General features: G+C 68.8%; 10 protein-coding genes and 3 pseudogenes. 8 read left to right on the top strand and 5 right to left on the bottom strand.

Annotation, left to right across the window (positions count from 1 at the left end; genetic code table 11):
- Positions 1 to 208: 208 nt before the first annotated feature.
- Positions 209 to 3,514: a protein kinase domain-containing protein gene (locus OG978_RS45195; protein WP_326770872.1), complete on the top strand. Its 3,306-nt coding sequence runs from the start codon at positions 209 to 211 to the stop codon at positions 3,512 to 3,514.
- Positions 3,515 to 3,674: 160 nt separating this feature from the next.
- Here the strand turns inward: OG978_RS45195 and OG978_RS45200 are convergent, their stop codons facing one another.
- Positions 3,675 to 4,454, bottom strand: coding sequence for a hypothetical protein (locus OG978_RS45200; RefSeq protein WP_326770873.1), 780 nt, complete (start codon positions 4,452 to 4,454; stop codon positions 3,675 to 3,677).
- Positions 4,455 to 4,919: 465 nt separating this feature from the next.
- Between OG978_RS45200 and OG978_RS45205 the strand changes: the two genes are divergently transcribed.
- Positions 4,920 to 5,801, top strand: a complete 882-nt coding sequence (locus OG978_RS45205) for a helix-turn-helix domain-containing protein (RefSeq protein WP_326770874.1) — start codon at positions 4,920 to 4,922, stop codon at positions 5,799 to 5,801.
- Between the two features lie 43 nt (positions 5,802 to 5,844).
- Positions 5,845 to 6,033 carry a hypothetical protein gene (locus OG978_RS45210; RefSeq protein WP_326770875.1) on the top strand — a complete coding sequence of 63 codons (189 nt, stop codon included), beginning with the start codon at positions 5,845 to 5,847 and terminating at the stop codon, positions 6,031 to 6,033.
- Positions 6,034 to 6,258: 225 nt separating this feature from the next.
- Here OG978_RS45210 and OG978_RS45215 read toward each other — a convergent pair whose 3' ends face one another.
- Complete coding sequence (locus OG978_RS45215) at positions 6,259 to 6,990, bottom strand: ferritin-like domain-containing protein (RefSeq protein WP_326770876.1); 732 nt, start codon at positions 6,988 to 6,990, stop codon at positions 6,259 to 6,261.
- 319 nt (positions 6,991 to 7,309) lie between these two features.
- On the opposite strand from OG978_RS45215, the gene OG978_RS45220 reads away from it, so the two are divergent.
- Together OG978_RS45220 and OG978_RS45225 are read left to right on the top strand one after the other, a co-directional pair.
- On the top strand, positions 7,310 to 7,735 hold the full coding sequence (locus OG978_RS45220; RefSeq protein ID WP_326770877.1) for a hypothetical protein: 426 nt from the start codon (positions 7,310 to 7,312) through the stop codon (positions 7,733 to 7,735).
- Between the two features lie 242 nt (positions 7,736 to 7,977).
- Positions 7,978 to 8,297: pseudogene (locus tag OG978_RS45225) on the top strand (transposase); the annotation flags it as partial.
- A 25-nt stretch (positions 8,298 to 8,322) separates the two neighbouring features.
- Here the strand turns inward: OG978_RS45225 and OG978_RS45230 are convergent.
- The gene (locus OG978_RS45230) at positions 8,323 to 9,867 is read right to left on the bottom strand and encodes a hypothetical protein (RefSeq protein ID WP_326770878.1); all 1,545 of its coding nucleotides are present in this window, start codon (positions 9,865 to 9,867) and stop codon (positions 8,323 to 8,325) included.
- 38 nt (positions 9,868 to 9,905) lie between these two features.
- Positions 9,906 to 10,541 (bottom strand): annotated as a pseudogene (locus OG978_RS45235) (Tn3 family transposase); the annotation flags it as partial.
- Between the two features lie 239 nt (positions 10,542 to 10,780).
- On the opposite strand from OG978_RS45235, the gene OG978_RS45240 reads away from it, so the two are divergent.
- The 3 genes and pseudogenes from OG978_RS45240 to OG978_RS45250 all read left to right on the top strand — a co-directional run.
- On the top strand, positions 10,781 to 10,927 hold the full coding sequence (locus tag OG978_RS45240; protein ID WP_326771078.1) for an HNH endonuclease: 147 nt from the start codon (positions 10,781 to 10,783) through the stop codon (positions 10,925 to 10,927).
- Positions 10,928 to 11,422: 495 nt separating this feature from the next.
- The gene (locus OG978_RS45245; RefSeq protein ID WP_326771079.1) at positions 11,423 to 12,139 is read left to right on the top strand and encodes an IS6 family transposase; all 717 of its coding nucleotides are present in this window, start codon (positions 11,423 to 11,425) and stop codon (positions 12,137 to 12,139) included.
- Between the two features lie 75 nt (positions 12,140 to 12,214).
- A pseudogene (locus OG978_RS45250) lies at positions 12,215 to 12,799 on the top strand (IS3 family transposase); the annotation flags it as partial.
- 93 nt (positions 12,800 to 12,892) lie between these two features.
- Here the strand turns inward: OG978_RS45250 and OG978_RS45255 are convergent.
- A complete protein-coding gene (locus OG978_RS45255) occupies positions 12,893 to 14,380 on the bottom strand; it encodes a lipase family protein (RefSeq protein ID WP_326770879.1) in 1,488 nt (495 codons plus the stop codon).
- Positions 14,381 to 14,491: the final 111 nt, after the last annotated feature.

Raw genomic sequence — 14,491 nt, forward strand, 5'->3', positions numbered from 1 at the left:
TCCGGCGGGCCGGGCCGCGCAGGGGCGTGGCGCGGCCGGGAGGAGGAGGGTGCGGGATGGTGCGGTGGCGGCTGCCCCCGCGCCGGTGGCCCGGGGGCGGGGCGGGGATCAGATGAAGGTGATGTCCCAGTGGACGCCGCCGCTGCGGGGGATTTCGTAGACGTACTCGGCGGAGATGCCGCGGGTTGGGAGGTACGGCGTGGGCGGGGTGTGGCGCACGGGCCAGGTCGTCGACGGGCGGTACGAGGTTGTCGAGGTACACGAGGACGGCGGCATGGGCCTGGTGTACCGGGTGCGTCACCTGGCATGGGGCACAGACCTCGCCGTCAAGTCTCCACGGCCGGAGCTGTTCCGGGCAGCGGCGGATCAGGACCGGTTTACCGCCGAGGCGGAGATCTGGGTGTCGCTCGGCCTGCATCCGAACGTGTGCGGCTGCCACTATGTTCGCGTTCTCGACGGGCTGCCACGGGTGTTCGCCGAGTACGTGACGGGAGGCAGCCTGCGTGACTGGATCGGCGATCGACGCCTGTACGCCGGCGGCCGTACGACTGCGCTGGGACGCATCCTGGATGTGGCGGTGCAGTGCGCCCGGGGGTTGCAGCACGCGCACGACCAGGGCGTCGTTCATCAGGACGTCAAGCCCGCCAACATACTGCTGGATGTCAGTGCGAACGATCTCGTTGCGAAGGTGACCGACTTCGGGCTCGCCCGTGCTTGCGCCACAGCCGCAGCCACGGACACTGTCCCGGTGACGGCGTTCGCGCACCCCGAGGCGAGTGCTCTGGTGTCCAACGCGGGACTGACGCCTGCCTACGCCTCGCCCGAGCAGATGACGGGGCAGCCGCTCGGTCGGCGTACCGACGTCTACAGCTTCGGGGCGTCCGTGCTGGAGATGTTCGCCGGCGGGATCACTTGGGTGTTCGGCGCGGTGGCCGGTGAGGCGCTGGCCGCCCTGCGCGAGCAGCCGACGCCGGGTCTGCCCGAGCTTCCACCGGCGCTCGCCGCCCTGCTGGAGCGTTGCCTGCGCCTGGATCCGGCGGCCCGGCCGGCGTCGATGGCCGAGGTCGCCGCTGAACTCACCGAGATCCACCGGCGCCTGACCGGAACGCCGTACCGGCGTGTGCTCCCGGCTCCGGCGGATCTGCGGGCCGACGAGCTGAACAACCGTGGCATCTCCATGCTCGACCTCGGCCGCCCGGCAGAGGCGGGCGAGATGTTCGCCGCAGCTCTGGGTGCCGATCCGCAGCATCTGAACGCCACCTACAACGCGGGCCTGCTGGCGTGGCGCCGTGGCGAGCGCACCGACGAGGACGTCCTCGTGACGCTGGACGCGGCGGCCTCGGCGGGCGCTGATGCCGGCGAGGCCCGTCGACTGCTCGCCGAGGTGCACCGGGAGCGCCGCGACCAGGACCAGGCGGACGCGCTGCTTCACCGGGAGATCACGTCCGGGACCGGGCAGCCGAGCGGTACGCGCCGCATTCCTTGGTACGACGTCCGACAGCGCGACGGCGAGTACGACCCGTCGTTCGGCATGTGGGTCAGGCCGGCTGATCCGTCGCTGCGGATCCGCTTCACTGAGGACGGCACCCGCGCGGTGTCCGTGTGCGACGGGTTGCTTCGGGTGTGGAACGTCCGCGAAGGACGGCTCCTGCGGGAGTCGGCGGTGCCCATCGGCCCGCACGACGGGATCGTCCAACTCGGCATCAGCGCCGACGGCCGGTTCGTGGTCACCGCCGCGTTCTGCACGGTGCGTTTCTGGGACCTGGAAGAAGGGCGCTGCCTCCGCGTGTTCGACGCGGTCTTCGGCCGTCACCACACGGGGCTGGACCGGATTCTGCACTGGCCGAATTCGGTCCACCTCAGCGGCGACGGACGGGTTGCCGTCGTTGCGTATCACGGCGGCGTCGTTCTCGTCTGGGACTTCCCCAGCGGTTCGCTCCGGCAGGTCATCGACGGGCACGACAACCATGCGACGGCGGCGGTCAGCAACGACGGGCGGCTGGTGCTCGCCGCGGACCGCTACGACGCAACGGCCCGTCTGTGGGACGTCGACAAAGGCCGCCTCGTCCAGGTCCTCGACGACTGCGGACGCTCCACCTCGGCCTTTCTCAGCGCCGACGCGGATCTAGCAGCCGTTGCTTCCAACGGCCGGATCCGGGTCTGGGAGTTGACCGAGGGCCGTGACCGGACGCTGGACGGCGTGGGTAGACTGCCCCAGGTATCGGTGACCGGCGGCTATGTGGTGTCCACCGACGTGGACGACACCGTCCGGCTGTGGCCGCTCGCCGAAGGACGGTGCCTGCGCACCCTGCGCGCGGACGGCGCCCGGGTACTCGCGGTCCACCTCGACGCGGAGTCGGGAGTCCTGCAAACCGCGTGGCAGGACGGCCTTTTGCGCTGGTGGACGATGACGACGCCGTACGCCGCCCCGTCCCGGCTGAGCAGGCCGCGTGAGCACGGGGAACTGGCCCTCCGGGCCGCCGAGGCGGCCGGCCTGCTCAACCGGGCCCTGCGGGCCGATCACCCCCGTGCAGCCCTGGACCTTCTCGCGGAGGCAAGGGCGGTGCCCGGACACGAGCGCGAGCCCCGGCTGCTCGCGGCGTGGCGGGAACTCGGGCAGTCCGTGGTACGGGTCGGGCTGCGTGCGGCCTGGGCCGCAACGGTCTACGACACCGGCACGCTGGTGGACTCGCTGGACATGAGCGCGGACGGCCGGTTCGCCGCGTCGAGCGTGCGCGATGGCACCGTCCGGGTGTGGGACCTGGACAAGGGGACCTGCCGGCAGGTGGCGGCCGCGCAGCCGCACCACGCTGTCGGCCCGGTCGGCATCAGTGACGACGGAGCACACGTGATGTACCGGACAAGCAAGGCCCTGACCACATGGTCGGTCGAAACCGGTGACCGCACCACACTGCTCGGCGGACCACCGGTTCTGGGGGCGTTGGCGTTCGACTGTGACCGGAGGCTGGCTCTGATCGCCCAGCACGACGCGATCAGGTTGTGGAACTTGGAGACGGGCGCCTGCGAGCGGCAGCTGCCGCTCCGCCAGGAAGCCAGGGCGGTCTGGCTGGGCCGGGACCTGGCCGTGTCCGCCGGGCGGGACGGCGTGGTGCGTCTGTGGGACCTCGAGACCGGGCGATGCCGGCACACGCTCCGCGGCCACACCCACTGGGTACTGTCGGTCTGCCTGAGCCCGGACGGCCGCCAGGCCCTGTCCTCGGGCGGATACTCCGACCGTACGATCCGCCTGTGGGACACCGCCACGGGCGAGTGCCTGCGCGTCTTCGGTGACGAACCCGACAGCCCGCGCGGCGTCAACTCGGTGCCCCAGGTGCAGTCCAAGCAGATCCGGTTCACCCCCGACGGCCGGTTCGTCGTCTCCGGCGGATCCGACACCACCGTAAGGATCTGGGATCCGGCTACCGGACGGTGCCTGCCAGTCCTGGAAGGCCATCGGGGTGCGGTGTCGGCTCTCGGGGGGTTGACGCAGAGTGGGACCTATGCGGGGCCTTGACCACATCTGAACGCCCACGGACAGACAGGGCGCCTACCGGGTATAGGTGTACGAGAAACCGGCCTCGGGATTGGGGGCCGGATCGGGCAGCGTGATACCCCGGCGGAAGGGTGCGTGACCCGCGAGTGTGACAGCGTTCAATCGCGTAGATATACACGGTTCATGCTGAGCCGAGCAGGCTTGCCCCGCTTGCCACGTCAGTGGCGCGGTCCGGTGCGACGAGCCGCGCCATCGTCGCGTCGACCTCCAGGCCAAGCCACTGCGGCAGGCTGGTGCCGAGCAGGTCCGCGTAGCCCTCGTAGTCGTCGCCGGCCCGGAAGATGAGCGACTCGCCGTGGTCGTCGCACCAGTCGCTGACAAGTTCGACCCACTCGCCGTGGTCGGAGGCGATCTGAATCAGGGAGCGGGCGACGGTCGGGTCGAGCATCACGCTGTCACCGACCCGAAAATTCCGCCAGGTGGTGGCCGTGGCGCGTTCGGCCTCTGCGGCGTCGTCGAACCACTCCACGTATTCGTAGTCCAAGGACTCGTGGACCGGGCGAATCGAGTTGTCCACCCGTGCCACCGACAGCCGGTACTCGGGGCCGTAGCCATGACCGTCGAGATAAGCGGATGGGGCGAATATCTCCGGGCTCATCAGCGTGTCGAACAGTGTGCGCCAGTGCAGGCTTCGCGCCCGTAGCTCCCAAAATCCGATCAGCGAGGGTGGGAGCGGGGCGCCGAGGCGCAGCTGCAACCTGGTCAGCAGCGTCGTAAAGTCCGCCGACGGCGCGTTGGGCTCCATGCTTGCCTGTAGTGCCGGTTCGACCAGCGTCAGGAGCGCCCCGAACCGCGGCGGTTCGTGGAAATGCATATCCACAGCCTCAAAGGCTTCATCGAAAGCCCGTTCCAGGCCCGAGGCGTCCACGGCTCGAAGCCATCGACAGACCCGGTCGGTCACCTCACCGAACGTCGGCTCCGGTGCACGCCGGCCATGATCTCGCGTCAGAGCCTCGAAACTAACGTCAGCCACCGGTGCACCCTATTGCAAGTCGGCTCCGGAAATCCTTCGGGGGGCTGATATCGGAGCGGTGCCGTGGGTGGCTTCTCTCAGATGTCGGGGAGGGTGAGGTAGAGGCCGAAGCCGCAGGTGCTGGCGGCTCCTCCGCGGCTCAGACGCATCAGCTTGTTGCTTTCGCCGTCGGCCAGTTCGCCGCCGACATGAGCGAACTGGCCGCGGCAGCGGACGTCCAGGCCGGCGAGCTGCCGCCAGGCGGCTCAGGCCGCGCGGGCAGCTTCTGAGCAGGGGAGGTCTTGGCCGACTCCGGCAGGATGGGCAAGGGGTCATCGTGTCTGGCCGCCTGCGTCAGGCGGTGCGGCAGGCTCCAGCCGGTAAGATCCACTTCTGCTGATCGGCCTGCCTGCCTTGCCCGTTGCCACCGCCCGCCCGATATCGCTGACCGCCTCGCAGAGGCACCGGCTGAAGAAGATGGCCTACGGGCACAGGACTCCCCACCAGGCCCGGGTCCGAGCGCACGTCGTGCTCCACGCGGCACGGGGCCGTTCCAACGCCTGCATCGCCCGCGAGACGGGCCTGCATGTGGACACCGTGCGGACCTGGCGAGGCCGCTTCGCCGACGAGGGCATGCCCGGGCCGGCCGACCGCCAGCGCCCCGGCCGGCCACCCTCGTTCACCGCCCTGCAGACCGCCCATGGCCTGCCAACTACCCGCCGAGACCGGCACGCCGCCGGCCCGCTGGTCGTGCCCGGAACTGGCCCGCGAGGCCACGGCACGAGGCATCGCCCCGGCCCTGTCGGACTCCACCGTGCGCCGCTGGCTGGCCCAGGACGTGCTCAAGCCCCGGCAGCACCGCTCCTGGCCAGAACCGGCATCGACCCGTTCATGAACCTGGTCACCCAGGTCATGAGCCAAGAGCCCTACGTCAGCGCCAAAAGGGTGTTCTGGATCGTCGACAACGGCTCCTCCCACCGCGGGCAGAAGGCCGCCGACCGCTCGACCAGTGCATTCCCGAACGCGCTCATGGTCCACACCCCCGTCCACGCCTCCTGGCTCAACCAGGTGGAGATCTACTTCTCCGTCGTGCAGCGCAAGGTCGTCTCGCCCAACGACTTCACCGACCTGGCCCAGGTCAGGGACCGGCTCCGAGCATTCGAAGACCGCTACAACGCCACAGCACAGCCATTCCGGTGGAAGTTCACCACCCCCGACCTGGACGACCTGCTGGCCAGGCTCGACCGGCACGCCGCCGATCACCAGGAAGAATCCTCCGCGCAGCCAACTACATGATCAACCCCCGAAGGACTTCCGACGTTGACCACTAAGCAACGCCTTGCCCGCAGAGGTGATCGCCGCGTTCGCCGAGGCCGCCGAAGTCCCCGAGGCAGGCGCCGCCGATACCCTGGCCAAGGCTCTGCCCGGCATGGTCGATGCGGTGACGCCGACCGCCGAGCTCTCCAGTGAGAACGAGATCGAGGACCTGTACAGGGCCTGGCTGAAGACCGCGGTCGCTGCCGTTTAGAGCACAGCAGGACAGGCTTCCTACAGCCCAGCAGTGCCGCAACGACGGTACACGGCCACCGAAGATCACGTCCGTCGACGATCTGACCGGAAGACGGTGGAGCGTCCGCCCCGCCCCGCTCCGGTGGAGCACCGCAGGGACCATGTGCGTCGGCGCTCCCGACCATCACGGTCGGGAGCGCCGCTCTCCTGAAGAGGTGGGCGGGAAGCGGTGGGCTGTCTGTTGTCAGCCCACGCTCGTCCATGCATCTGGGCGGGGCGCCAGCACCGCGGAGACGACCGCGCCGGACGAGGCCGCGACATCAGCCACGAATCGCAGGCGTCCGATGCCGAGTCGTCGCAGCGCCGGACCGTGGTCGGCGGCGACGACGAGGGAGACCGCGAGCAGAAAAAGTCGCCACAGGGCCATCACCGGGCGGCGCATTGCGCGGGGCAGCTCCGCCAGGGAGGCGTGCAGTCGCTCGCAATGGAACGGGACGTGGCGCTGCTCGTCAGACAGGATCCGCCCCGCCACATCCGAAGTGAGTGAGTCCTCGGTGCCATCGCGCAGGGCCCGGTAATATCGCAGTGCCACCACTTCCGCGATCATCAGCGCCAGCAGTTCCATGCGCAGGCACATGAGACCCCGCAGCCGTACGAAGACCGTGTCGCTCCAGTGGCCAGTCAACGTCGGTACACCACCCGCAGCCAGCAGCCGAGCGAGTAGACGGGCATGGTTCTGCTCCTCGGCGACGAAGAGCCGGACTGCCTGCGCGTAGTCGCCGTCGCCAGCCTCATCCGCTTTGCCGACGAGGTTGGCGCCGTCACCGTCCTCGCCGACCTGGAAGCGCTGAATGCTGGCCCACACCGCTGGATGCAGCGTCGCGCTTTGCCCCCAGTCCGGGTCGCCCTGGACGCGCCTGCGCTCGCGCTCGTCCTCGAACCGCCTTGTCCACTTGGCGAAGCCGCCCGTACGCACCCGGTCTCCCCTCTCCGGGGCACAGCCACTGTGCCCCGGAGAGGGGAGACGCCGGCGGACACCAAACCGTTCCGTTGCTGCCCGGCGCTGCGAACTTCACAAGTTCACACGTGCGCACTGTGCGAGAGACCTGTAGGTCATCTCATGAACAGCCACTTTTCCAACGCAGGTTGACATCACCAGCTGACATCAACGTCGTCGGACAGTCATGGATCCGGGTAGTCAGAGGTGGATCAGCAGCCCCCCGAAGCCCCAGTAGGAGCATCCCACGTGCTCCGCTGACCGAACTCCTGATGCGAGTGGCAGTCAGTGAGTGGCTGTGGCCTTGTCGAGATGCCGGTCCACCAGCAGCCCGGTGAACCGCGCCTGCGTCATCGAGCCCCCCGCTGAGCTGGCGGCCGTCGAGGCCGCCCGCGAACAGAAGCTCTACGCCAGCCTGCTGGACTACCACGCCGACGTGGCCCTGGGAGAGGCGGTGCCGGCCGCCCGCGCCGCCGGACACGGCGCGAACCGGGTGACGGAGCTCGTGGCGCCGGCCATCTCCCGGCCGGTCGCCCTCAAGCTGGCCAAGCGCTACCCGGACTACCTCAGCATCGGTCACCAGGTCTCGGTGCCGGAGTACAGCGTCCCGGAGGGCTGGGCGCGCAAGGGGGAGATCGTCGCCGTCAACAAGCAGGCCGCCGTCGTCGAGCTCAATGACGGCCACCGCCAGGAGCTCCCGCTCGATGAGCTCACTCCCGCCTGATCCAGGCATTGAACCCACGCGCGCCTGGAACTGACACCTTGACCACCACCCAAAAGCCCGTACAGCTCGCCGTGACCGGAGAGGCCATCACCTGATGAGCCCGCGCAAAGCCGCACCCTTCACCCTCAGCAGCGCGCGCAGGTCCTGCGCGCGCTCGCCCGGGGCGAGTCGGTCTACAAGGCCACGCAGCAGGCCGGCGTGAAGCACTCCCAGTTCTACGCCCTGCGCCGCACCGACCCGCAATTCGAGGCCGCCGTCATCGCCGCCGCAAAACGCTCGGAGCGGCGGCCGGAGTGTGGCGTCTGGTGCGGGTGCGGCGATCGTGTTCGTGGCAACCTCTGGGTGCACGTGGCAGCAGCTGCGCGCCGCGTCGTTCGGGCCGTCCGGGGCTACGGCGCACCGCCGGTTCACTGAGTGGTCGAAGGCCAGGGTATGGGCGAAAGCTGCATCGTCTGGTCCTCGACGAACTCGGCTCCCGCGGTGAGCTGGACTGGTCGAGGTGCGCGATCGACTCGGTGAACATGCGGGCTCTGAAAAGGGGGATCTGACGGGTCCGAATCCTAATGGCCCTCGTTTGACGACAGCGCCTAGGGGAGGGGGCAGGTGAGAGGCAGGATGTGTTCGGTCAGCCGTCCGGTGAGGTGGGTGTCGGTGACGGCGGCTTCGGTGATCCAGTCCGCTGCGGTCAGCTGGTCGACCAGGCGCTGCAGTTCGCCGGGACCCACTGGGCACAAGGCGGCGAGGGAGTCCAGGGCGACGCCCGTTCCGCCGGGGCCGAGCCGTCCCGATGCGCTGGTCTGGGTGGCCAGGGTCAGGGCGAGCAGCCGGGTGCCTGCGGTGGTCCTGGCCTTGCGGAGCTTCTTGTCCGAGACGACTCTCTGGGCCCATCCGCTGAGTTTGGGCCGCATCTTCCTGCCGAACGTGAACGGGGCCGGGCCGTCCTCGTGGGGCACGAGGGACGGGACAGTGACCGGGGTGGGATTCTCGGGCCGGGAGGCGAGCAGGTCACCGGCGGTGCCGGGGATGCTCAGCCACCCGCAGCCGGTCAACTGCTCGACCAGGCCCTCCGGATCGGTCAGGCCCAGCGAGGTGAGGTCCTGGCCCACGAGGTTGCCGGTGCCGGTGTGCGCGGTGCGCAGCGTCAGCATCACCACCAGCAGCCGCGCCTCGGGGCCGGGCAGCGGGCTGTGGTCGGCCACGTACGCGAGGACGGACCGGGCGTGATTCCACTGCGTTGCCGCGGTCAGCAGCCGGGCCACCGCCGGCCCATCGCTGTCCGCTCCGCCACCGGTGCGCTGCTGGTGCCGCAGACGGGCGGTGGCGGCGGCCTGCTCGGCGCGCCGGGCGTCCAGCCGCAGGCCCGTGTCGCAGGTGACATCGGCCCAGGTAGCGAAGGCGCGTGCCTTGCGTTCGTGGAGGTCGGCGAGGAGCGCCAGATCGGGCTCGGTACGCTGCTGGTAGGCCCGGAAGAGCTGGCCGAGTTCGGCGAGTTCATCCCGCAGGGCGACGGGCCGCAGGTCCTGGGGGACAGTCCGCTGCGCGATCCTTCCATACGGATGGCGGCGCCGGACCGGAGCGGAACGCGGCGCAGGCACTTCCCGCGGCCGGACCGCGGGCACGGAGCGGTCGGAGAACCGCGGAGCGCCGACAGGGGTGGTGGACGGGCGGTCGGCAGCGTCCGGGGTATCGGGAACAGGACCGGAGGCGGTCTGTGCGGTGGTGACGACCTGCGCGCCGGGCGTGGCCGCCGCGCAGCGAGAACAGCACTCCATGGCCTGCCACCAGCGCCGCTCCCGGTCGGTGATCACGGCCCAGACGACCGCCCCGCCGCACCGCCAGGGCTGGGTCCGCGCCTGCCGGTCGTCGGAACGAATGTGCGTGCGGCAGCTCTCGGCCCGGCACGCGCAGTACACGCCGTCCCGGGGCCCGGCCGCGGCCCGCAAGTGGGCCTTGAGGTGGGCGACCGCAGCCGCACGACCGACGGTCGCCGACGGCAGGCGCTGCTCAACGCAGGTGGGCCGGCTGCACGAGACACGTACCGCCGCACTGCCCCGGCCGGCGGCGTCCAGACGCACTGTCCACCTGCGCCCCACCACCCGCTCGTCCAACTCGTTCGCAGTGGCCTGCGTCATCCTGCTCTTCCTCCCGTTCTCTGCCGCCCGCACCGCCATCACGGACGGGACGTGTCAGCAGGGCCCACCGTACGCGGCAAGCGGCCCGATAGCGGTGAACTCGCCTGGCCAACAGCGCCAGTGGCTGTACGGGGCCGGGCGGTGCGAGGAGGGCGGGTTCCGGAGGGGCCGGCAGCTGGACCACGGCGAGCTGCACGCGCCCGAACACGAGCCCCGCGCCCGCGCCCGGCGACGTCGCCCCGGCCGCACCCTCCGCCACCGATCGGGCGTCTTCCGCCTCGGGCGCGGTGCGGGGGCCGGGCACCGCCGCGGCGACGAGGTCGAGGTGGGAGTTCATGTCCAGCTCGAACCGGCCGTAGGTTCACGTGTGTCCAGAACAGCGGGGACAACGCCCGCCGGTCGGCGTCGGTGAGCCGCTTCTGCCACTTCTCCTCGCTCAGGATGTCCTGAAGCAGCAGGGTGTTGACGTGCACCAACGCCGACTGGAGCAGGTGCAGGGCGAGCATGGAGACCTCCTGGGACTCCTTGTCGGAGCCGGCCAGATCGCCGTCCTTGCCGTAGAACAGGTCGTGGTTGGCGGAGTTCCAGCTCTCCACGACCTGGAGCCCGTCGTTGATCTCGCGGCGCAGGTCCGCGTCGGCGAGGTAGTCACAGATGAACGCCGTACGCACCGCCCGCCCGAGTTCCTCGGTCGCCCGGTAGGTGGGGTGCTTGGGCCTGCCGCGGGTGAAGCGCTATAGAAACAACCTCTTGAACGTCACTCCGTCACCGCCTACCCAGCGCTGCTGGACGCTGTGAGGGGCTCACCACCAGGACTGCTCGGCGGAAGCGTCGGGAGGTTCTCGTACGGGGCAACAGTAGTGCTGCTCGGCTCCGCCGGGGCGCTGGAGGTGTTCGCGCTGTGGGTCGGCACGTGCTCGCGTCGGCCATCGACGTGGACCACATAGAGCCGCTCGCGATGGGCGGGACGGCCACGGACGGGAACGTGCAACCGCTCTGCCGTCCGTGCCATCGACGCAAGACCCGCGAGGATTTCGGGGCCGCTGGTCCGCCGTTCTGAGGGTCGTCCTACTGGTGTGCCCACCACGTGGCGGCGGTTCCTGCGGCTGTGGCTACCAGCGACACGAGCCACACGGGCACGCGCTGAACGGTCAAGTACAGCCCGCCGCAGCGTAGTTCAAGAGCTGGTGGTGGTGTGGTGTCCGCGCTGTGGTTCATGTCGGAGTCCTCACGTCGGGCTTTGCTCGGCTTGGGCTGCATGTCCTGTGGCTCCTGTCGCGCGCCGTTGCGTGACGTAGGTGAAAGAAAGGAATGACACAGCGCCGCGAGGCGTGCTTGATCGCCACTGACGCTATGGAGGGCTGAGGAATGCCTGGGGCGGACTCTCTTCCCAGGTCACGCGTTCAGGCTAGGGCCCCAGGCCCCTCCCACGCCGTTGTCGTCATCTGTACAAATCCGCGCGCGACATTTGACACTCCGTACATTCCGCGCGCTGTACCCCTCGCTGACCGGGGATCGGGCGCGGGCGGTGTGCAGGTAGTAGGGGCCGTCCGTGGTGGGTGCACCGTCGTCGTACAAGGGGCGCCGACACCCGGTCGAGGTCATCTCGCACTGCGTGTGGCTGTACTTCCGGTTCCCGCTCAGTTTCCGTGAGGTGGAGGAGCTGATGTTCCAGCGCGGCGTGACCGTCTCCCACGAGACCGTGCGCCGCTGGTGTCTGAAGTTCGGCCAGGCGTACGCCGGCGCGCTGCGCCGCCGGCGGCCCCGCCCCGGGGACAAGTGGCATCCGGACGAGGTCTTCATCAAGATCAACAGCGAGCAGAAGTACCTGTGGCGGGCGGTCGACCAGGACGGCAATGTCCTGGACATTCTCGTTCAGAACCGGCGGGACAAGGCCGCAGCCAGGCGATTCTTCCGCAGGCTGATGACGAAGACGGGCAGGGTGCCGCGGGTGGTCGTCACCGACAAGCTGCGTTCCTGCGGCGCCGCTCACCGCGAGGTCATGCCCTCGGTGGAGCATCGCTCGCACAAGGGCCTGAACAACCGGGCCGAGAACAGCCACCAGCCGACGAGGCAACGCGAACGGGCGATGAAGGGCTTCCGCAGCGTGGGCGGGGCCCAGCGGTTCCTGTCCGCGTTCAGCGGTATCTCACCCCACTTCCGGCCCCGACGCCACCTGATGACCGCATCCGAACACCGAGCCGAAATGACCATCCGCTTCACCATCTGGGAACAGATCACCGGCGTCACCGGCCGACCTACCGCGGCCTGAGCCCAGGCCGGCACCCGGCCCCACCACACCTCGACGCACCGTCAGACACCCACGCACCCAACAACGTGACAACGCCGGCGTACGACCATTCAGGAAAGGACGGCCCCGCCTGTGCCGGACCTGGTGATGCGTGACTTCACGGCGGACATGCTCAACACCAAGTGGTGCGGCGACATAACGTACGTCGCCGTCGGCTGGACCTGGCTGTATCTCGCCACGGTCATCGACATCTGCTCGCGGCGCGTGATCGGCTGGTCGATCGCGGACCACATGCGCACCTTGCTGGTCACCGACGCGATCGAGATGGCCGTGACCGCCCGTAGCGGGCAGGTCCACGGCGTCGTCTTTCACACGGACAGGGGCGCGCAATATGGATCGGCCGCCTTCGCAGAGGTCTGCCGTCGGCACGGCATCCGCCGCAGCGTGGGCCGCGTCGGCTCAAGTTATGACAACGCCCTCGCCGAATCGTTCTTCCAGGGCCTCAAGCGCGAGTTGCTGCACGGAAGGCGCTGGACCTCGAAGGCGCAGACACGGCTGGAGCTGTTCAGGTGGCTGTCGTACTACAACCGGCGCCGCCGCCACTCAGCCCTCGGCTACCTCTCGCCAGCCGAGTACGAACAGCGATTGATCACGTCACGTACGCTGTCACTCGTCGCGTGAAACCCGGTGTCCACCCCTGGGGATCAACCTCAATGTGGTCCCGGACCGCGGGGCGACCGCTGTCCGGGACCAGTGAGCTGACCGACTCCGGTGTCACCCGGTGTAGGTGAACTCGTCGGCTGGACTGGTGGGGGACGAGTAGCCGTTCACGGTCACGGTGATGTCCACGGTCGTGCTCGTAGCCTTGCCCGACGGGGGTGCTTTGGCGACGATCTTGTCCGAGTCGACCTGGACGGATGGCGAGGCGTTCTTCCCGAAATACACGGAGGCGCCTTTCGCGAAGCCCGCGCCGGAGATAGTGACCGAGTCGTTGGCCTTGCCCCTGTCCGGTGTGATGCCGGTGACCACCACGGGTTCGGGCCCGCCGTAGGCGAACTGCCCGAGCGGGACTGCCGGGGAGGTGCCCAGGGGGTTGGTGACATACACGTTGACGATGCCGGTCCCGTCGGGCACCTCGGCAGTGATGGTGCCGTCAGGGTTGAACGTGGGTGGTTTCTGGCACGGGACGGGGCCGAAGTCGACGTTGCAATCCTTGCTGAAGTCGCGGCCCTTGATAGTGACCTGTGTGCCCGATGCGCCGAAGCTGGGGATCACACCGGTCACCACCGGCGGCCCGGAGAGGACGGGCGCGTCCAGCAGTCTGAGGTAGGTGGAGTTGGCATGCTGAAATGCGACCTGGCCCAGGAAATCCTCAACCGAGGCCTTGACCAAATTGTCGTCGCGGACCATGTAGTCGGTGTTCTTGCTGACGGCAGTGCCCGGCTGGACGTAGACGTTGTTCCCGCGCAGAGCTGCGATCGACCCGAGGAGCACCTTCACCTCGAGAGTTGCCGCTGGTCCGGGATCCGGGTACCAGCTCTCCGCGGTGGGGAGATCGGCCCAGGCCAGCGGCACCACGTCGTAGGCGTTGACGTAGCGCTGGTTCATGCTCCCGAACTGGGAGGTGAGGTAGTCGGCGAAGCTCTGCAGACCGGCGGTGGGTGCCGCGAAGGTGACCACCCCGAGCTGAGGCTGGCTTTGCTGCCAGGTCTGCGCCTTCAGGTACAGCGCGACCATGTTCGCGATGCAACCACCCAGGCTGTGACCGATTACGTAGACCGTCGGCTGCGGAATCCCCGTCAAGAGGCCGGCGAGCGCCTGCACGAGATTGGAGCTGGCGCTGAGCGAACGCATGTCGACGACCTGAGTGAAGGCGTCCATCGCCCCCTTCGACACGGAGATGGGGGACGTCGACCCGCTGGCGGTGAACGGCACCACCGTGCCGACGTCGAGGTCTTCGAGAATGTCGGTCACGCTGGCGATTGTCCCGCGGACGACCACGGCAAACTGGTTCGAGCCGTCGTTGTTCTTGGCGATGTACGCCATGTTCGCGTTGTCCGGGCTCAGCGCGAGCCACGTCGGTGTCCAGTTTTTCGTCAGGGGGGAGTTGGAGAACTGCCGGGAGATGCCGAGCTTGATCCGTTCGGTCTGGGCTTGCAGGGTCTCCCCCGACGGACGCGGAGTCGCTCCAGTTGCCGCGATGGCGGCCAGGGTCATGGCCACCTGAGGCGTGATCGGAGTGGCCTGTTGTGCTGCCGCCATGCTCGCTCCTTAAGTCTTCACTCATCGTCATACATCTCCATTTCAATGTATTCGCATACTCAGTACCCTGACGGATGTCAGGCCATTTGTGTTCTCTAGTTCACTGGAATG

Source organism: Streptomyces sp. NBC_01591, from assembly GCF_035918155.1.
GTDB lineage: Bacteria > Actinomycetota > Actinomycetes > Streptomycetales > Streptomycetaceae > Streptomyces.

Bases quoted from the DNA above. Each gene is read 5' to 3' on its own strand.
- OG978_RS45230 (WP_326770878.1), bottom strand. From the start codon at position 9,867: ATGACGCAGGCCACTGCGAACGAGTTGGACGAGCGGGTGGTGGGGCGC.
- OG978_RS45255 (WP_326770879.1), bottom strand. From the start codon at position 14,380: ATGGCGGCAGCACAACAGGCCACTCCGATCACGCCTCAGGTGGCCATG.